Source organism: Bradyrhizobium sp. USDA 4510 (genome assembly GCF_054059095.1).
On the sequence record NZ_JBSSBT010000001.1, the window covers coordinates 5,799,553 to 5,815,373 of the forward strand.

12 protein-coding genes and 1 pseudogene are annotated in these 15,821 nt (G+C 65.7%); 3 read left to right on the top strand and 10 right to left on the bottom strand.

The window, feature by feature from the left end; all coding sequences use genetic code 11:
* Positions 1-10: 10 nt before the first annotated feature.
* The 5 genes and pseudogenes from ACVMDN_RS27015 to ACVMDN_RS27035 form a co-directional block, all read right to left on the bottom strand.
* The gene (locus tag ACVMDN_RS27015; protein ID WP_076823807.1) at positions 11-1,114 is read right to left on the bottom strand and encodes an ABC transporter ATP-binding protein; all 1,104 of its coding nucleotides are present in this window, start codon (positions 1,112-1,114) and stop codon (positions 11-13) included.
* Between the two features lie 4 nt (positions 1,115-1,118).
* Positions 1,119-1,976 (bottom strand): carbohydrate ABC transporter permease, encoded by an 858-nt coding sequence (locus ACVMDN_RS27020; protein WP_018273209.1) that lies wholly within the window; start codon positions 1,974-1,976, stop codon positions 1,119-1,121.
* A 14-nt stretch (positions 1,977-1,990) separates the two neighbouring features.
* Positions 1,991-2,921 (bottom strand): annotated as a pseudogene (locus ACVMDN_RS27025) (carbohydrate ABC transporter permease).
* A 117-nt stretch (positions 2,922-3,038) separates the two neighbouring features.
* Entirely contained in the window at positions 3,039-4,478 is a 1,440-nt protein-coding gene (locus tag ACVMDN_RS27030) for an extracellular solute-binding protein (protein WP_057021038.1), read from the bottom strand.
* Between the two features lie 29 nt (positions 4,479-4,507).
* Positions 4,508-5,524: a sugar-binding transcriptional regulator gene (locus ACVMDN_RS27035; protein WP_076823802.1), complete on the bottom strand. Its 1,017-nt coding sequence runs from the start codon at positions 5,522-5,524 to the stop codon at positions 4,508-4,510.
* Positions 5,525-5,658: 134 nt separating this feature from the next.
* On the opposite strand from ACVMDN_RS27035, the gene ACVMDN_RS27040 reads away from it, so the two are divergent.
* Genes ACVMDN_RS27040 through ACVMDN_RS27050 form a run of 3 tightly spaced genes read left to right on the top strand, consistent with a single transcriptional unit; the run spans position 5,659 to position 8,845 of the window.
* Complete coding sequence (locus ACVMDN_RS27040; RefSeq protein ID WP_057021039.1) at positions 5,659-6,939, top strand: FGGY-family carbohydrate kinase; 1,281 nt, start codon at positions 5,659-5,661, stop codon at positions 6,937-6,939.
* Complete coding sequence (locus tag ACVMDN_RS27045; protein WP_076823799.1) at positions 6,936-7,805, top strand: TIGR01459 family HAD-type hydrolase; 870 nt, start codon at positions 6,936-6,938, stop codon at positions 7,803-7,805. The genes ACVMDN_RS27040 and ACVMDN_RS27045 overlap by 4 nt, the downstream gene beginning before the upstream one ends.
* A gap of 11 nt (positions 7,806-7,816) precedes the next feature.
* Positions 7,817-8,845 carry a class II aldolase/adducin family protein gene (locus ACVMDN_RS27050; RefSeq protein ID WP_076823795.1) on the top strand — a complete coding sequence of 343 codons (1,029 nt, stop codon included), beginning with the start codon at positions 7,817-7,819 and terminating at the stop codon, positions 8,843-8,845.
* 21 nt (positions 8,846-8,866) lie between these two features.
* Here the strand turns inward: ACVMDN_RS27050 and ilvA are convergent, their stop codons facing one another.
* The 5 genes from ilvA to ACVMDN_RS27075 all read right to left on the bottom strand — a co-directional run bounded on the left by ilvA (position 8,867) and on the right by ACVMDN_RS27075 (position 15,813).
* Positions 8,867-10,414, bottom strand: a complete 1,548-nt coding sequence (gene ilvA, locus ACVMDN_RS27055) for a threonine ammonia-lyase, biosynthetic (protein WP_057021042.1) — start codon at positions 10,412-10,414, stop codon at positions 8,867-8,869.
* Positions 10,415-10,744: 330 nt separating this feature from the next.
* The gene (locus tag ACVMDN_RS27060; RefSeq protein WP_076823791.1) at positions 10,745-11,935 is read right to left on the bottom strand and encodes a M24 family metallopeptidase; all 1,191 of its coding nucleotides are present in this window, start codon (positions 11,933-11,935) and stop codon (positions 10,745-10,747) included.
* 18 nt (positions 11,936-11,953) lie between these two features.
* Positions 11,954-13,372: an MFS transporter gene (locus ACVMDN_RS27065; RefSeq protein ID WP_076823789.1), complete on the bottom strand. Its 1,419-nt coding sequence runs from the start codon at positions 13,370-13,372 to the stop codon at positions 11,954-11,956.
* 18 nt (positions 13,373-13,390) lie between these two features.
* Positions 13,391-14,182 carry an alpha/beta fold hydrolase gene (locus ACVMDN_RS27070; RefSeq protein WP_076823786.1) on the bottom strand — a complete coding sequence of 264 codons (792 nt, stop codon included), beginning with the start codon at positions 14,180-14,182 and terminating at the stop codon, positions 13,391-13,393.
* Positions 14,183-14,193: 11 nt separating this feature from the next.
* Complete coding sequence (locus tag ACVMDN_RS27075; protein ID WP_076823783.1) at positions 14,194-15,813, bottom strand: FAD-dependent monooxygenase; 1,620 nt, start codon at positions 15,811-15,813, stop codon at positions 14,194-14,196.
* Positions 15,814-15,821: the final 8 nt, after the last annotated feature.

Below are 15,821 nucleotides of genomic sequence, written 5' to 3' on the forward strand. Positions count from 1 at the left end.
CCATTCGCTCCTATGCCGCCTTGAGCCGGTGCGACGCCCCGATCCGCAGCCCGGTGGCGCGATCGAACAGCATCGCGGCGTCGGGCGCAAAGCGAACGAAAATAGCATCGTCAGCCGCGCCTTGCGGCGCATCCGGCGGTAGCGCCGCCAGCCACTCCGTGCCGTCGGCAAGACGGAGCAGCAGCACCGCCTTCTCGTGCATCGGCGTGATCGCGAGAATGCGCGCCGGGATGGCGTCGTCGGTGGATGCAGACGAGACCACGAGATCCTCAGGCCGGACGCCCAGCCAACATGCACCGGCAGGTGCTGCGCCATCGGCCGCGCCGAGCCGGATCCTGGCGCCGGCGATGTCAGCCGACAGCATGCCGTGCTCCGCTACTGGCGAGACTTCCGCGAGGTTGACGGTCGGATCGCCGAACAGGCGCGCGACCGCGACCGATGCGGGTTGGGCATAGATATCGGCAGGCGTCGCGACCTGCGCGAGCCGGCCGTCGATCAAGACCGCGATGCGGTCGGCGATCGCCATCGCCTCGCGATAGTCCTGGGTGACGTAGAGCACGGCGGCGGTGCCACGCCGCAGCAGGTTCGGGAGCTCGAGCCGCATCTCGTAGCGCAGCTTGGCGTCGACATTGCGCAGCGGATCATCCAGCAGCAGCACATCCGGATTGCCGATCAGCGCCCGCGCCAGCGCCGTGCGCTGCTTCTGTCCGTTCGACAATTCGCGCGGCGCGTGACCGAGCACGTGCTCGATCTTGAGCAGCCTGCTGATCGCGGCAACGCGGACGGCGACATCGCCGCCGCCGGCCCTGGCGCGCAGGCCGCTTGCGATATTGTCGCGGGCGGTCATGTGCGGGAACAAGGCAAAGTTCTGGAATGCCATGCCGATCCCGCGCCGCTCGGGCGGAGCACCGACGACCGAGCGGCCGCCGACCAGGATGTCGCCGTCGTCGGGCTCGAACATGCCCGCGATCATGCGCAGCAGCACGGTCTTGCCGCTGCCGGACGGTCCGAACACCGCCACGATCTCGCCTGGCTCGACCGCCAGCGACAATCCGTCGGCGGGCCGTGCCGCACCGAATGCTTTGCTCACCGAGTTGATCTCGAGACGCGCCATTGGATCAGCCTTTCACCGCGCCGAGCGAGAGACCCTCGACCAGGTAGCGCTGTGCATAGAGCGCGAGCAACAGGGTCGGCGTCACCGACAGCACGATCGCCGCCGCGATCTGGCCGTACTGAATACCTGACGCGGTGACGAAGGCGAGCGCGCCGACCGTCACCGGCTGCTTGTCGGCGGAGGCCAGGATCAGCGCGAAGACGAAATTGTTCCAGCAGAAGATGAACGACAGCAGCCCCGCCGCGGCGATCCCCGGCCCCGCCAGCGGCACCGCGATCCTGGTGAAGGCCTCGCGCCAGGAATGCCCGGCCAGTCGGTAGGCATGCTCGATATCAGGGCTGATATCCTCGAAATAGCCGCGCACGATCCACAGGATCAGCGGCAGCGCGATCAACTGATAGACCCAGACGATCCCGAAATAGGTGTCGTTCAGTCCGAGCTCCTGGTAGTACAGCGACAGCGGCAGCAGCACGAGCAGCGGCGGCGCAAAGCGGAACGACAGCAGCGTGAAGGCGATGCTCTCGCCGAGGCGGAATTTGAAGCGCGCAAAGGCGTAGGCCGCCGGCACGCCGAGCAGCAGCGCCAGCAGCACCGCCGCGCTCGACAGCACGACGCTGTTGAAGAGGTTGCGCATGAAGGAGATCTGCAGATTGCCGGCCGCGGTGCGCAGCTGGCCGGAGATCAGCGCCTCGTAATTGGCAAGCGTCGGCTCGAACAGGATCCGCGGCGGGATCCGCAGGATCTGCTCGTTGGTCTGGAACGACATCAGGAAGATCCAGACGATCGGAAACATGAAGAAAATCAGGATCAGCGTGAGCGCCACGCCGCGGAAGATGCGACCGGCAAGGCTGGAATGTTCCATCGCGCCCCTCCCCGTCACGCGTGGCCGTGCGCACGCTCGCGCAACCGCAACCAGTTCTTGATGAAGATATTCGACAGGATGTTGGTAATCAGCCAGAGGATCATCAACAGCGCCGCCGATCTGCCGACATTGGTGTACTGGAAGAATTCCAGATAGGCCTGCACCTGGAATACCATCAGCCGGTCACCCGGCCCGCCCTGCGTCATCGCATAGATGATGTCGAACTGCTGGATCGAATCGAGCAGCCGGAACAGCGACGCCGTGATGATGTAGGGCGCCAGCATCGGCAGCGTGATGCGGAAGAACACGAAGCTCGCCGGCACGCCGTCGAGTGCAGCGGCTTCGAACGGCTGCCGCGGCAGCGAGCGCAGCCCCCGCCAGCAGCAGGATCATGATGAAGGGCGTGTAGACCCAGACATCGACCAGCACGACCGTGAACAGCGCACTCGATGGATCGGAGGCCCATTTGAAATCGGTGACGCCGAACAGGCCGACCAGATAGGACAGGATGCCGAAGCTCGGATTGGTCATCAGCTTCCACATCAGCGCGGCGATCGCCGGCGCCGTCATCAGCGGCAGCAGCAGCATGATCGACACTGCGTTGTGGAAGCGGGTCGGCCGGCGCAGCAGCAGCGCGATGCCAAGACCGAGCAGCAGCTCGAGCACGACCGTGACCACAGTATAGGTGATCGAGACGCGGAACGTATTCCAGAACGCCGGGTCGGACAGGAAGTCGATGTAGTTTCCGACGCCGATGAAGCCGCGCAGATGAGGCAGGTTCAGCCGGTAGCGCTGCAGCGAGTAGACCGCCGCGGTCACGAACGGAACCAGGATCGCCACGCAGACGAGCAGCGCCGGCAGGCTGAGCAGATAGGGCAAGAGGCGCACGCGCGGCCTTGGTTTGGCCGGCGCTGCCTGCGCGTTCGTCTGGAGGAGTTGGACCATGCTCATGATGATAAGAGATCGCGTTCGGCTGGCAAACGCCGCCGGCTCGGATGGGACAAGGGTCCGAGCCGGCGGATGGGTGCGGTGCGGGGGATCAGGCACCGCACAGTTGATCCGTCAGCCGAGACCGGCCTGCTTGAGCTGGCGGTTGATGCTGTCGGCGAGCTTGTCGAGCCCTTCGTCGACGCTGACCTCCTTGGCCACCATCTTCTGCAGCGAAGCGGCCCATTCCGTCGTCAGGTCGAAGAACAGCGGCTGCGCCGTGAAGTAGATCTTGGCGCCGGGCGACGACATGTCGTGCTGCTCGAGATAGCCGGGATAGGATTTCGCGATGCGGTCGCGGAATTCGCTGTCCTTCCACACCGATGCACGCACCGGATTGACGAAGTCCATCTTGCGCGCGCCGAACAGATCGTGCTCGACGGATGCCGCCCACTGCATGAACAGCCAGGCCGCCTCCTTCTGCTTGGAGAAGCTCGACATCGCGAGCGACCAGATCCAGACGTTCGGGGTCGGCGCCTTGGCGGCCGGATTGGCCGCGAACGGCGCATAGCCAAGATGCCCCTTCTCCTTGTTGTCGCCGCCGTTCATGAAGTAGCCGAGGATGTCGGCGTCGAAGATCATGCCCGAGGCGCCGGCGCCGAGATCGGTGCCGACCTGGTACCAAGTGTAGGTCGACCAGTTTTTCGGGCCCGAGGTCTGGATCATCTTGACCCATTTGTCGTGGAAATCCTTCGAGGCCTTGGTGTTCATCGCGGCCTTCAGCTTGCCGCCCTCCATCACGAAATCCTTCTGGCCGAAGTTCGAATAGGCAGACAGGAAACCGGGATGGATGGTCGCCCAGGAGCGCGAGCCGCGCACGCCGACGCCGTAGGGACCGCCGGCGTCCTTGGTGATCTTGGCCGCGACCTCCAGCATCTCGTCGAGGTTCTTCGGCGGCTTGACGCCGACCTTGTCGAAGACGTTGCGGTTGTAGGTGATGTTGTTGAGCTCATAGCCCCAGGGGATGCACCACTGCTTGGCCTTGCCCGTGCCGAGCTCGGAGCCGGCGACGCCGTCCCACGCGGTCGAGGCGCGCAGGCCCGGAAGCACGTCGTCCCAGGCGAAGGCCGGATTGGTCTTGGCGGGGTCCTTGATGTAGGTGTTGAGGTCTTCGATCCAGCCCGCCGGACCATAGGTCCAGGTCATGTAGGCGCCGGTCATGAAGGCATCGTACTGGTCCGACTTCGACGACAGCGCCGCCGTCACCTTGTCGAAATAGACGTCCTCCGGGAAGATGTCGTAGGTGACGTTCATGCCGGTGAGCGTCTTGAACGCCTCGATGTCGCCGATCATCGCGTCGACATAGGGGTGCTTGTTGAGCAGCAGCTTGACGCTCTTGCCGCTCTGGGCCTTCCAGTTGAAGTCGGCGGCCATCGCCTTCGACATGGAGGAGGCGAAAGCGGCGTTGGCGGCGATCCCCGCGATGCCGAGCTTGGCGGCGCCGTCCAGGAGATCGCGGCGGCTGATGCGTTTGGCAGCGTAGGAGTCGAACAGATTCTTCTCGCGATCGAACATGTATTTCCTCTCCTTGTTGACGCTTTGTTTTATGTGTCCTTCCGGGTCTTGCTTCTTGTCTTGCCGGATGTGGTCTCCGGCTTGTCGGTGGCGAGCGCCTTTGCGGTCGCTTCGTCGATGATGAGGCCGTGCAGAACGCCGCTGCGCAGCACGCCGCGCAGCGCGGTCACCTTGGCCGGCCCGCCGGCGATGGCGACGATCCGGTGCTTCCTGAGGTCGGGCATGCTCATGGAGGTAGCGCGGGCCGACAGATCGGTGTCCAGCACCGTTCCGTCGGCGCTGAAGAAATGCCCGAGCAGGTCCGCGCAGGCGCCGACACGCTTCAGCTCGACGACCTCGTCGGGCTTGATCATGCCGCTCGACACCAGGAAGCCGTCACGGCTGACCTGGCCGATGCCGACGAACAGCAGCGAGGCCTTGCGCGCCAGCGCGAAAACGTCGGCGATGCCGAATTGCTGCATCAGCACGGCGCGGTCGGCGACCGAATTGGCGAACACCGGCACCGGCAGCAGATAGGCTTCCGCGCCGGTGCGCTCGGCGAGCTTGTGAATCACATCGAACGGATTGGCGGCAAATTTCCGCGTCAGTCCGCCGAGCAGCGACACGAATTGCGCGTCGCGCGCCGGCGTCTGCGGCATCTGCTCCACGACCGCCGCGAGCGTGCGGCCATGGCCGAAGCCGATCACCTTGTCCTGGCCGCGCTCCAGGATCTGGCGCAGGAAGCTCGCGCCTTCCAGCGCCAGCGCCTTCAGCGGCAGATCGCCCTCGCCGAGATCAGGCGCGACGCGGCAGAACGAGAGGCCGAAGCGCTGCGCGAGATCGTTCTCGAGCGCGACGCATTCGGCGACCGGCCCCTCGACGAACACGCGGATCATGCCCTCGCGGCTGGCGCGTGCGATCAGGCGATGCGCCTTGGTGCTCTGGATGTTGAGGCGGTCGGCGACCTCGGACTGGGTGAGCCCCGCCGCGAAATACAGCCACGCTGCGCGCGTCGCGAGCGACGCCTCGCCGTCGATCACCGGCAGCCTGTCGGGCGGGGGTGCCATATCAGGAAAAGTCCGCTTGCAAATTTCTTCACGTACTGCAAAAAATTGCAGAGGCCGAACGGGGCGTCAATCCCCCAAACGTGCTGCAGCGCAACCAACGTCGTCGCGCGCGCACCAGAGAGCGATGAGGTCGCATGGGAGGTCTGTATCTCGGCATCGACGTCGGAACCGGCGGCGTGCGCGCTTGTGCAATCGATGCGCAGGCCGCCATCCGCGGCTTTGCGTCCGTCGCGCTGGCTGCACCGCGCGTCGACGGCAACGCCATCGACCAGACACCAGAGCTGTGGTGGCAGGCCGCGACGGCGGCCATCCGCAAGCTCGGCGAGACCGTCGCTCTCGGCGACGTCACGCGCATCGTCGTCGACGGCACGTCGGGCACGCTGTTGCTGGTCGACGCCACCGGCCGCCCCTGCTCGCCGGGGCTGATGTACAATGATGCCCGCGCCACGCGTGAGGCGACGCGCGTCGCGGCGGTCGCCCCGCGCGAGAGCGGCGCGCATGGCGCGAGCAGCGCGCTCGCCAAGCTGCTCTATCTGCAGAATGACGGCTATGTCGGCGATGCGCGCCACGCCGTTCACCAGGCGGACTGGATCGCCGGCCGGCTCGCGAACCATCACGGCATCAGCGACGAGAACAACGCGCTGAAGCTCGGCTACGACCCGGTCGCGCGCGCCTGGCCATCCTGGCTCGAACAGCTCGGCGTGCGCGACGATCTGCTCCCCGAAGTGCTGGTGCCGGGCACGCCATTTTCCGAGATGGATCCGCAGATCGCGCGGTCGCTAGGACTGCCGCTCACGGCGCAGGTCTCCGCCGGCACCACCGATGGCGTTGCGGCCTTCATCGCGACGCGCGCCGACCAGCCGGGCGATGCCGTCACCTCGCTCGGCACGACGCTGGTGGTGAAGCAGCTTGCGACCCAGCCGATCTTCGCGGCCGACCAAGGCGTCTATTCGCACCGGCTCGGCGAGCGCTGGCTTGCCGGCGGTGCCTCGAACTCCGGCGGCGCGGCGTTGCTGGTGCATTTCACCGCCGCCGAGATGGAGCGGCTGACACCGCAGCTGACGCCGGACCAGCCGACCGGGCTCGACTACTATCCGCTGCCAAAGCCCGGCGAACGCTTTCCGATCGCCGATCCAGCGTTGGCCGCGCGGGTCACGCCGCGTCCTGCGGAAGATTGCCGCTTCTTCCAGGGTCTGCTCGAGGGCATCGCGTCGGTGGAAGCCCTCGCCTACCGCCAGTTGGCGCGGCTCGGTGCGCCGCGCCTGCGCCGCGTCATCGCCATCGGCGGCGGCGCGAAGAACGACGCCTGGACCAGCATCCGGCACCGCGTTCTCGGCGTTCCCGTCTCGGTCGCCGAGCAGACCGAAGCAAGCTACGGCGCCGCGCTGCTCGCGCTGAACGGAGGCCCGTCATGAAGGCCGACGCGACCGCGATCGCCGGCCTTCACGCCATCGCCGACCGCTTCGATCATGTGCTGCTCGACCAGTGGGGCACGCTGCATGAGGGGCTGGCGGTGTTCCCCGCGGCGCTGGAGTGCGTGGCGCGGCTGCGCGAAGCCGGCAAACGGATCCTGATCCTGTCCAATTCCGGCAAGCGCGCCGGCAGCAACCAGCGGCGGCTCGCGACGCTCGGCCTGCCGCCCGATGCCTATGACGGCGTGTTGTCCTCGGGCGAGGTCACCTGGCGCGGCCTGCATGCGCGCGAGCAGGCTCCCTTTGCCGAGCTCGGACGGGCCTGCTTCCTGATCTCGCGCGACGGTGACCGCTCGATCGTCGACGGCACCGACCTTGTGGTGGTCTCGAACATGCGCGAGGCCGATTTCATCCTGCTCGGCGGTCTCGACGATGATGCGGCCGAGCCCGAGCGATGGCGTGAGCCGCTGGCAACCGCTGCCGCACGCCAACTGCCGATGCTGTGCGCCAATCCCGATCTCGTGATGTTCGGCGTCGCGGGCCTGATCCCCGCGCCGGGCGCGCTCGCCGCATTCTACCATTCGCTCGGCGGCACCGTGCTGTTCGTCGGCAAGCCGCATCCGCCGATGTTTGCCGCCGCGCGCGATCAATTGGGACGGCCGCCGCCGGACCGGATCCTCGTCATCGGCGACTCCCTCGATCACGATATCGCCGGTGGACGCACCGCCGGCATGCTGACCCTGCTGATCGGCTCCGGCGCCCACCGCGCGACGCTTGCGCAGGCGAGCGATCTGCCGCGAGCGATCCAGACCGTGGCCGGCACAGCGGCGCGGATGCCGCACTGGACGATGGACTATCTGACCTGGTGAGAGCAGCCCCGATGCGACCGCCTCAAATGCTGGATGAACTGCGCCGCATGTCGGCACGCGTCGGCAGGAATATCCTGCTGGTGCAAGGCGCCGGCGGCAATTCGTCGGTCAAGGATGGCGACGTGCTGTGGGTGAAGGCGTCGGGTACCTGGCTCGCCGATGCCGAGGACAAGGAGATTTTCGTGCCGGTCGCCTTGTCGGCCGCGCGCGCGGCGCTGCTGCATGGCGACGAACGCGTGCCGCTGGCGCCGAGCGCCGGGACGACGCTGCGCGCCTCAATCGAGACTTCGCTGCATGCGCTGATGCCGCAGCGGATCGTGCTGCACGTCCATTCCGTCAACACCATCGCATGGGCGGTGCGCACCGACGCCCGCGACGAATTTGCCCGGCGCCTGGACGGACTGGCCTGGCGTTACCTCGACTATCGCCACCCGGGGCTGCCGCTCGCACGCGCCGTCAGCGACGCGATCGCCGATGATACGGTGGACGTCCTGATCCTCGGCAATCACGGCCTGGTGGTCGGTGCAGCCAGCTGCGACGCGGCGGAGGCATTGGTCGCCGACGTCGAGCAACGTCTCACCCTCGAGCAGCGCAGCGCGCCGGCGGCAGATCATGACGCGATCCGCACGATCTGCGCCGGCACCAATTATCGCCTGCCGCGGGATCCTCGCGGCCACGACATTGCCACCGACCGCTACAGCCGCGCGATCGCGACCAGCGGCTCGTTGTATCCTGATCACGTCGTCTTCCTCGGCCCGGGCCTGCCGGTCCTGGAGCATCGCGAGAAGCTGAGCGCCATGATCGCGCAGACCACCGCGAACGGACTGCCGCCGCCGGTTGCGCTTCTCGTCCCCGACCTCGGCAGCCTTATTCGCGAGGATGCGAGCGACGGCGCGGAAGCCATGCTGAGCTGTCTCGCATTGGTCACCTGCCGCCTGCCCCTGACCGCACGGGTCAATTATCTGACCGCAGAGAACGAGCATGCGCTGCTGAATTGGGACGCCGAGCGCTATCGCCAGCAACTGACGGCCGATCGCTGATCGACAGAGACGTTCGTCGCTTCATCCCTTCTCGGCGGAAAGAAACAGGCGATAGGCCGGATTTTCGCTCTCGTTCCAGTAGGGATAGCCGAGCGCATCCAGCGCCTGAACGAACCGAGCGCGCTCGTGAGGCTTGACCTCGATCCCCGCCAGGATGCGCCCATAGTCGGCGCCGTGATTGCGATAGTGGAACAGCGAAATATTCCAGTCGGGCGCCAGGCTCTCGAGGAATTTCAGCAGCGCGCCCGGACGCTCCGGAAACTCGAAGCGGTAGATGACCTCGTCCTTGAGCAGCGGAGCGCGACCGCCCACCATGTAGCGCACATGGTCCTTGGCCATCTCGTTCTCGCTCAAATCGAGGATCGGATAGCCTTCGCGCCGAAGCAGCTCCATGACCTCCCGCTTCTCGGCCTCGCCGCGGCTCAGCGCGATGCCGACAAACAGTTGCGCCGGCGCGGTGGTCTCGGCAAAGCGGTAGTTGAATTCCGTGATCGCGCGCGAGCCGAGGATGCGGATGAAGTGCCGATAGCTGCCCGGCTTCTCCGGCACGGTCACGGCAAGCAGCGCCTCGCGATGTTCGCCGACCTCGGCGCGGTCGGCAATGGTGCGCAGCCGGTCGAAATTCAGATTGGCCCCGCTGTTGACGGCAATCAGGCTTCCGTCGCTGAGTGCGCCGCGCTCGGCGTAGGCCTTGAGGCCGGCGAGCGCCAATGCGCCGGACGGTTCGGCAACCGATCGCACGTCGTCGAAGATATCCTTGATGGCGGCGCACATGGCATCGGTGTCCACCGTGACGACCTCGTCGAGCAGGTCGCGGCAGAGCCGGAAGGTCTCGGTTCCCACCTTGCGGACGGCGACGCCGTCGGCGAATAGTCCGACCTGATCCAGCGCGACGACGTTGCCCTTGGCGAGCGCGGCCGCCATCGACGCAGCGTCCGCCGGCTCGACGCCGACGACCTTGATCGAGGGGTTGAGGAATTTCACGAAGGCGGCCACGCCGGCCGCCAGTCCGCCTCCGCCGATCGGCACGAAGATCGCCTCGATCGGATCGGGATGCTGGCGCAGGATCTCCATCCCGACCGTTCCCTGGCCGGCGATCACATCGGGATCGTCGAACGGATGCACAAAGGTCAAGCCACGCGCAGCCTCGATCTCCCTGGCCTTGGTTTGCGCGTCGTCGAACGTATCGCCATGCAGGACAACGTCACCGCCCAAGCGCCGGACGGCCTCGACCTTGATAGCGGGCGTCGTCCTCGGCATCACGATCGTCGCCGGAATGCCGAGCTTGCGCGCCGACAGCGCCACGCCCTGCGCATGATTGCCGGCCGACGCGCAGATCACGCCCTGTCTTCGCTGCGCGTCCGGCAACCTGACGATCTTGTTGTAGGCGCCGCGAAGCTTGAACGAGAAGATCGGCTGGAAGTCTTCCCGCTTCAGCAACACGTTACGCGACAATCGCTCCGAAAGCCGCGGCATGGGATCGAGCGGCGTCTCGACCGCCACGTCGTAGACACGGGCGGTCAGGATGCTTTGGGCGTAGTCACGAAGTGCGTCGGCGGCAGCGGTCATCGGGTCGCTTCTGTCGATGGGGAGGCAATCGATATCGGTTGCACCTTACCATCGTCGGCGCCGACCCGGCGAGCGGACGGCACGGAGCCGCCGCTGCATCCAGTTCGAAGCATCGCATGAGGGGAGGCTGGCGTGAAGCAAAGACCGCCGCTGCCAAAATATCGAAAACAACCCCATGCACAGTAGCCGGCGGCGGCCAGACTCGACCGAGCCACTTGACACGTCGGGCAACTCAGGGGTACATTTCTAGTATTCCGAATATTGCCAAACGCCTCCAGCGCTGCGGCTGAATCCGTGGCTTAGCCAAAATACCGCCCTGCACTGACCGCTTCAGGCCATGGGACGGGCCGAATTCCACCCCCTGCCATGGTCACCGGGCGCTTCCCAGCCCGATTCGGAGACGATCAGCGTGTCCTCGAGCTTGATGTAGCCGCGCGTTGGATGCAGCAGTGCGGTCTCGATCGAGATCACCATTCCGCGTTCGAGCGGCCGGTCGGCGTCGTACGGCGCGTAAGGAACCGGGCCGTTCGCGGTCAGGCGCGGCGCTTCGTGACTGACGAGCCCAATGCCGTGTGCGGTGAAGTCGAGCACGGCGCGATGCGGCGAGGCTTTGACGGCCGCCTCGCCCGCCGCGATGATGTCGCCACCCATGGCGCCCGGCCGGATCGCGCGCCGGGCCAACTGCTGGACGTCCTCGATTTCCTGTAGCAACTCGCGCAGCTCGCTGTCAGGTTCACCCAGGATGCCCATGCGGCTGAGGTCACCGATGTAGCCCCGGTAGTTTCCGCCGGAATCGATCGAGATCACGTCGCCTTGCACGAGACGCTGGCTGGAAGGCGCGCGGTTATGGCTCTTGCCCGCGGCAATCAGGCAATATTCGAAGACCAGATCGCGCTCCTGCTCCTCGCGGCGCAGATGGGCGACGACGTCGTGCTTGGTCATGCCCGGTGCGCAGCCACTGAACGTGGCCATCATCGCGTCGACGACCCGTTCGGAAGCCTCTCTGATGAGGTCCAGTTCGGCGGGAGACTTTACGGCACGCAGACGTTCCAGCGTGAAATGGACCTCGCGGAACTCGACGTCGCCAAGGCCGGCATGCAGATGATCCCTGGCATCGGCCGGCAGGAAGCCTGCCTCGATGCCGATGCGCCTGGCGGAGCCAGCGAGCTTCCTCACATGATCGATGACGAGGCCGATCGCATCGATCGTTCCCCACGCCTCCGCCTTGACAATCGGCGTCCATATCCGTCCGAGCGCGTGCTCGAACTTTTCCATGCGGTTGCCGATGTAGGCGGAATTTTCCGGGTGTCCTTTCTGATAGACGAACACCGGCAGATAGCGGCTGGTGCCGATTGCCTCCATGACGTCGAAGAAGAAGAAGCGATATCCACCGAGCAGATACTGCACATTGTGACGCGAGGTGACGATCAGGACGTCGAGCCCCGCTTCATCCATCAGCCGATCGAGCTTTGCAGTATCGAACGGCGCCGCCGTTGCGATCGTGTCGAAAGCGTTGTCCATGGTATGACCTTTCGTCTTTCACTGTCCCGCGGCCGGTTTTGCGGCCAGCGATTTCGGTGCGGCGCTCGCGCTCGCGTTTTCGCCAAACAGAACCACCGGGCGCCCGTGCGGCTCGACGCCGAGGAACGTGAAGGCAAGGCCGATCAGGAGGCCCGCGCCGGCAAGAAAGCAGAACGCCGGCGTCACCGCCGCGGCGGTCGCACTTGGATGCACGAGATTATCCGCGCCGGCGATCAAGGCGAGACACAGGGGACCTACGATCTTGCCGATCCCATTCGAGAGCTGGGCAAGGCCGACTGCGCGTCCCGAGAGCTGAACCGGGAAGATTTCCGCCGGATAGGGTCCGATGTTCGAAAATCCGCCATCGAAGAACACGGCGCCGACGATCAGGAAGACCAGGAACAACGGTACCGAGCCGGCAAAGTCGTTGTGAAAATAGGCGGCGAGCGCCAGCGACGCCGCGGTGCCGTAGCCCATCAACTGACCACAGGGCTTGCGGCCGATCCGATGGGCGAGGAAGGCGAAGCCGGTTCGGCCGAGCACGCCGGCGAGGCTGACATAGATGAACATCTTTGCCGCATCCTGGGGCGCGACGCCGAGCAGAAGCGCCACGATCGTCGGCCCCCACAGGAACACACCGTAATTCGCCGTGCTGGCGCCGAACCAGATCAGGACCGTCAGCCAGAAGCGCCGCTGCTCGGCAAAGAGATCGGCAAATGTCGCCGGGCTCGCCGGCGGCAGCGCAGGCAGCACGAAGGACTCGCCACCGACCCGGTAGAGTTTCCGGATGCTCGCCTGCGCCTCGCGCACGCGGCCCTTGCTGATGAGCCAGCGCGGCGATTCCGGCATGATGATCATGGTCAGAATTCCGAGGAGGATCGGCAGGAAGCCGACCGCCGCCAATCCGCGCCAGCCGACCAGCGGCAGCAGGAAGCTCGCCGTCACCGATGCCGACAGCACGCCAAAGGCGACCGGGACGACCACGAGACTCGTGACCAGCGTGCGATGGCGGGTCGGTGCGAATTCGACGATGGCAGGAACCGCCGCCGCCGCGCCGGCGGCAAGGCCGAAGCCGACGAAGAAGCGCAGGATCGCAAACGCAACCCAGCCGTCTTCCGGAATGAACGCGATCGCACCCGAGGTCAGGCCGCAGAGCAGAACGCCGGATATCGCCAGCGGCTTGCGCCCGAAACGATCCGCGAGGACGCCCGCGACGAACGCCCCCAGCATCGCCCCCATGCCGGCGCTCATCAGCATGATCGAGGTCTGCCCGAACGTCAGGTGCCATTTCGGCGCCAGCACCGAGACCAGAAATCCGACCACAAAGAAATCGAAGAAATCGACCACGCCGGTGACGGCGAAGATGATGATCGATAGCCAATAGCGCGTCGTTACCGGCGCTTCGTCGAACGGCACTGCGCTCGTTTGCTCCGCCATGGTCTCCCCCTGTTGTTGTCAAGCCGCCTTCTTGTTTGAATTCAGAAATGCCGTCACCGCCTCCGCCACCCGCTCGGGGGCCTGGATCGACGCGACATGGCCGACGCCTGCGATGGTCCTCGTCTCGACGCGCGCAAGATCGCGGGCGAGCGCAAATGTTTCGACATTCGGGATCAGCCGGTCATCACCGCCCGCCAGCAAGAGCGTCGGGCGATCGAAGCCGGTCAGATCGGCGGCGACAGGCTGCGCAAGCAAGGCGGCGCGGCGCGCCTTCTGTCCCTCGTCGCGGCTCGAGCCGCGGAAGATCTCGATCAGCTCGGGCCTCGTGCGCAGGTATGCCGGCGGAAAGAAGAATTCGGAAATCTTCGACGCATTGGCGATGGTATCCGCGCGCCAGGAAGCGAGCTTGCGGAACACATCCGCATTGACGTCGAGTGGACTTCTGTTGACCTTCCAGGTGCTGCTCAGGATCAGGCGGTCGATGCGATCGGGATGACGGGCCGCCAGCACCTGCGCGATCTGCCCACCCAGCGAGGTTCCGAAGACATGGGCACGATCGTAACCGAGCCCTCCGACCAAGGCCGCGGCGTCGTCGGCCAAATCGGCCAGCGAATAGGACGACGGAGGGTTTCGGGTGGCACCGGAGTCGCGCTGGTCATAGGCGATCACCGTGAAGTTCGCCGCAAGGACAGGCGCAAGGCCGTCGAACATTGCATGATCGGCCTCGCCGCCATGCAGCAGCACGATCGGCTCGCCGCGCCCGGTTTTCTCAAACGCCGTGACGATGCCGTTGGACTCGAACGATTGCATCGGGGTCCCCGCTAATGCAGCAGCGTTGAAAGCGCGCCGGCCAATTCCTTCGCCGGATCCGACGGCAGCCACGGCATTCGCCAGGCCACGTGGCCATCGGGGCGCACCAGCACGGCGCCGCGCATGCCCAGTTGGAATCCGTCCGCCGGATCGGCCGACGGCAACTGTTTCAGCGACAGCGGCAAGGCGGTCTTCTCCGACACCTGCTTCCCCGCCTCCAGCCACTCGCCGCCGAGCGGCCCCGTGACGACGGTGAACTGCTTGTCGAACCAGTCGAGCGTCGATTTCTTGCGCGAAGGTTCGAGCCACATATGCGGAAATCGCGCGCCGGGACGATCCGTCGGCGTGTAGTAGCGGGAGTTCAAGGCCTTCGCGACGGTGCCATCGGGGATCACCGCGCCCTCCTCGTAATTGTGGCCGAGGTTCTGCCCGATGCTGTGCAGGTGATTGTCCATGTCGTTGATCCAGAACCTGATCCGGTCCGGATCGCGCGATCGCACGGCGTCGTCGGTCAGCCCGAATCTCAGCCGATTGCCGTAGCTGAAATTGGCATTGGATTGCGCGATCGGACGTCGCTCGCTGGAATAGCTGTCGAGCAGCTTTTCGTTCGCAAAGCCCTTCAGCACGAAGGCCAGTTTCCACGCGAGGTTATGCGCGTCCTGAACGCCGGAGTTCAGGCCGAAACCGCCGGTCGGCGGAAAGCGGTGTGCGCAGTCGCCGACCAGAAACACCCGGCCCTTTCGAAAGGTCTCGGCCACCTGCATGCTGACCCGCCAGATCGAGCAGTTCAAAAGCGTGACATCGAGATCGGGAATGCCGACATGGCCGCGCGCGATCTCGATGAACTCCTGGTCGGTCCAAGGCCGCTCGCGATCGTCCTTGGTCAGGCCGATTTGCGTCACGGTCAGCCAGCGATCCCGGCCATTGGTGTTCAGGATGCCGGCGCGCGGCAGGTCGGGCTTGTCCGGGACGATGATGAAGCCGGCGGCCTCGCGCGCGATCGGCAGCCGCGACAGATCGGCACGCCAATACTCGTTCGACATCACCGCAAGCGTCGAGGGCCCGACCATCTCGATCCCGGCGCTGCGCCGCGTCTGGCTGCCCGCGCCATCGGCGGCGATCAGGTAAGTCGCCATCCATCGCGTCACCTCGCCGGTCTTTTCGCAACGTGTCGTGACGTTGACGCCGCTGTTGGTCTCCTCGAACGATTCACAGGACGTGTTGAACAGCACCGTGGCGTGTTTGGACTTTTCGACCACCCGCAGGATTTCCTCCTCGACGGCGTCCTGGGCGACCAGGCTCTTCCAGGCGGGCGTATGGCCGACATTCGGTTCGGGCCGGGTGCGGCCGAACTCGTGTCCCGCGATGCTGTCGAGGAACACGAACATGTCGGAATTGTCCTGCAGGCCGCGGTCGCGGATCGCCTGCTCGATTCCCCATTGCCGGAAGATCTCCATGGTGCGGACCCAGCAGCCGCGCGACTTGGGATGATCCGTCGTCGTCGGGCTCTTCTCGACCACCACGCAGTCGATGCCGAAGCGATCGAGCAGCAGCGACATCGCAAGGCCGACCGGCCCGCCGCCGGCAATGAATACAGACGTCTGGCGTGCCTCATCGGTGGCGATGCCCATCCTCGTCT

Coding starts and splice junctions, on each gene's coding strand:
- ACVMDN_RS27075 (WP_076823783.1), bottom strand. CDS start 15,813: ATGGGCATCGCCACCGATGAGGCACGCCAGACGTCTGTATTCATTGCC.
- ACVMDN_RS27035 (WP_076823802.1), bottom strand. CDS start 5,524: ATGGCACCCCCGCCCGACAGGCTGCCGGTGATCGACGGCGAGGCGTCG.
- ACVMDN_RS27045 (WP_076823799.1), top strand. CDS start 6,936: ATGAAGGCCGACGCGACCGCGATCGCCGGCCTTCACGCCATCGCCGAC.
- ACVMDN_RS27060 (WP_076823791.1), bottom strand. CDS start 11,935: ATGGACAACGCTTTCGACACGATCGCAACGGCGGCGCCGTTCGATACT.
- ACVMDN_RS27050 (WP_076823795.1), top strand. CDS start 7,817: ATGCGACCGCCTCAAATGCTGGATGAACTGCGCCGCATGTCGGCACGC.
- ilvA (WP_057021042.1), bottom strand. CDS start 10,414: ATGACCGCTGCCGCCGACGCACTTCGTGACTACGCCCAAAGCATCCTG.
- ACVMDN_RS27070 (WP_076823786.1), bottom strand. CDS start 14,182: ATGCAATCGTTCGAGTCCAACGGCATCGTCACGGCGTTTGAGAAAACC.
- ACVMDN_RS27020 (WP_018273209.1), bottom strand. CDS start 1,976: ATGGAACATTCCAGCCTTGCCGGTCGCATCTTCCGCGGCGTGGCGCTC.
- ACVMDN_RS27065 (WP_076823789.1), bottom strand. CDS start 13,372: ATGGCGGAGCAAACGAGCGCAGTGCCGTTCGACGAAGCGCCGGTAACG.
- ACVMDN_RS27015 (WP_076823807.1), bottom strand. CDS start 1,114: ATGGCGCGTCTCGAGATCAACTCGGTGAGCAAAGCATTCGGTGCGGCA.
- ACVMDN_RS27040 (WP_057021039.1), top strand. CDS start 5,659: ATGGGAGGTCTGTATCTCGGCATCGACGTCGGAACCGGCGGCGTGCGC.
- ACVMDN_RS27030 (WP_057021038.1), bottom strand. CDS start 4,478: ATGTTCGATCGCGAGAAGAATCTGTTCGACTCCTACGCTGCCAAACGC.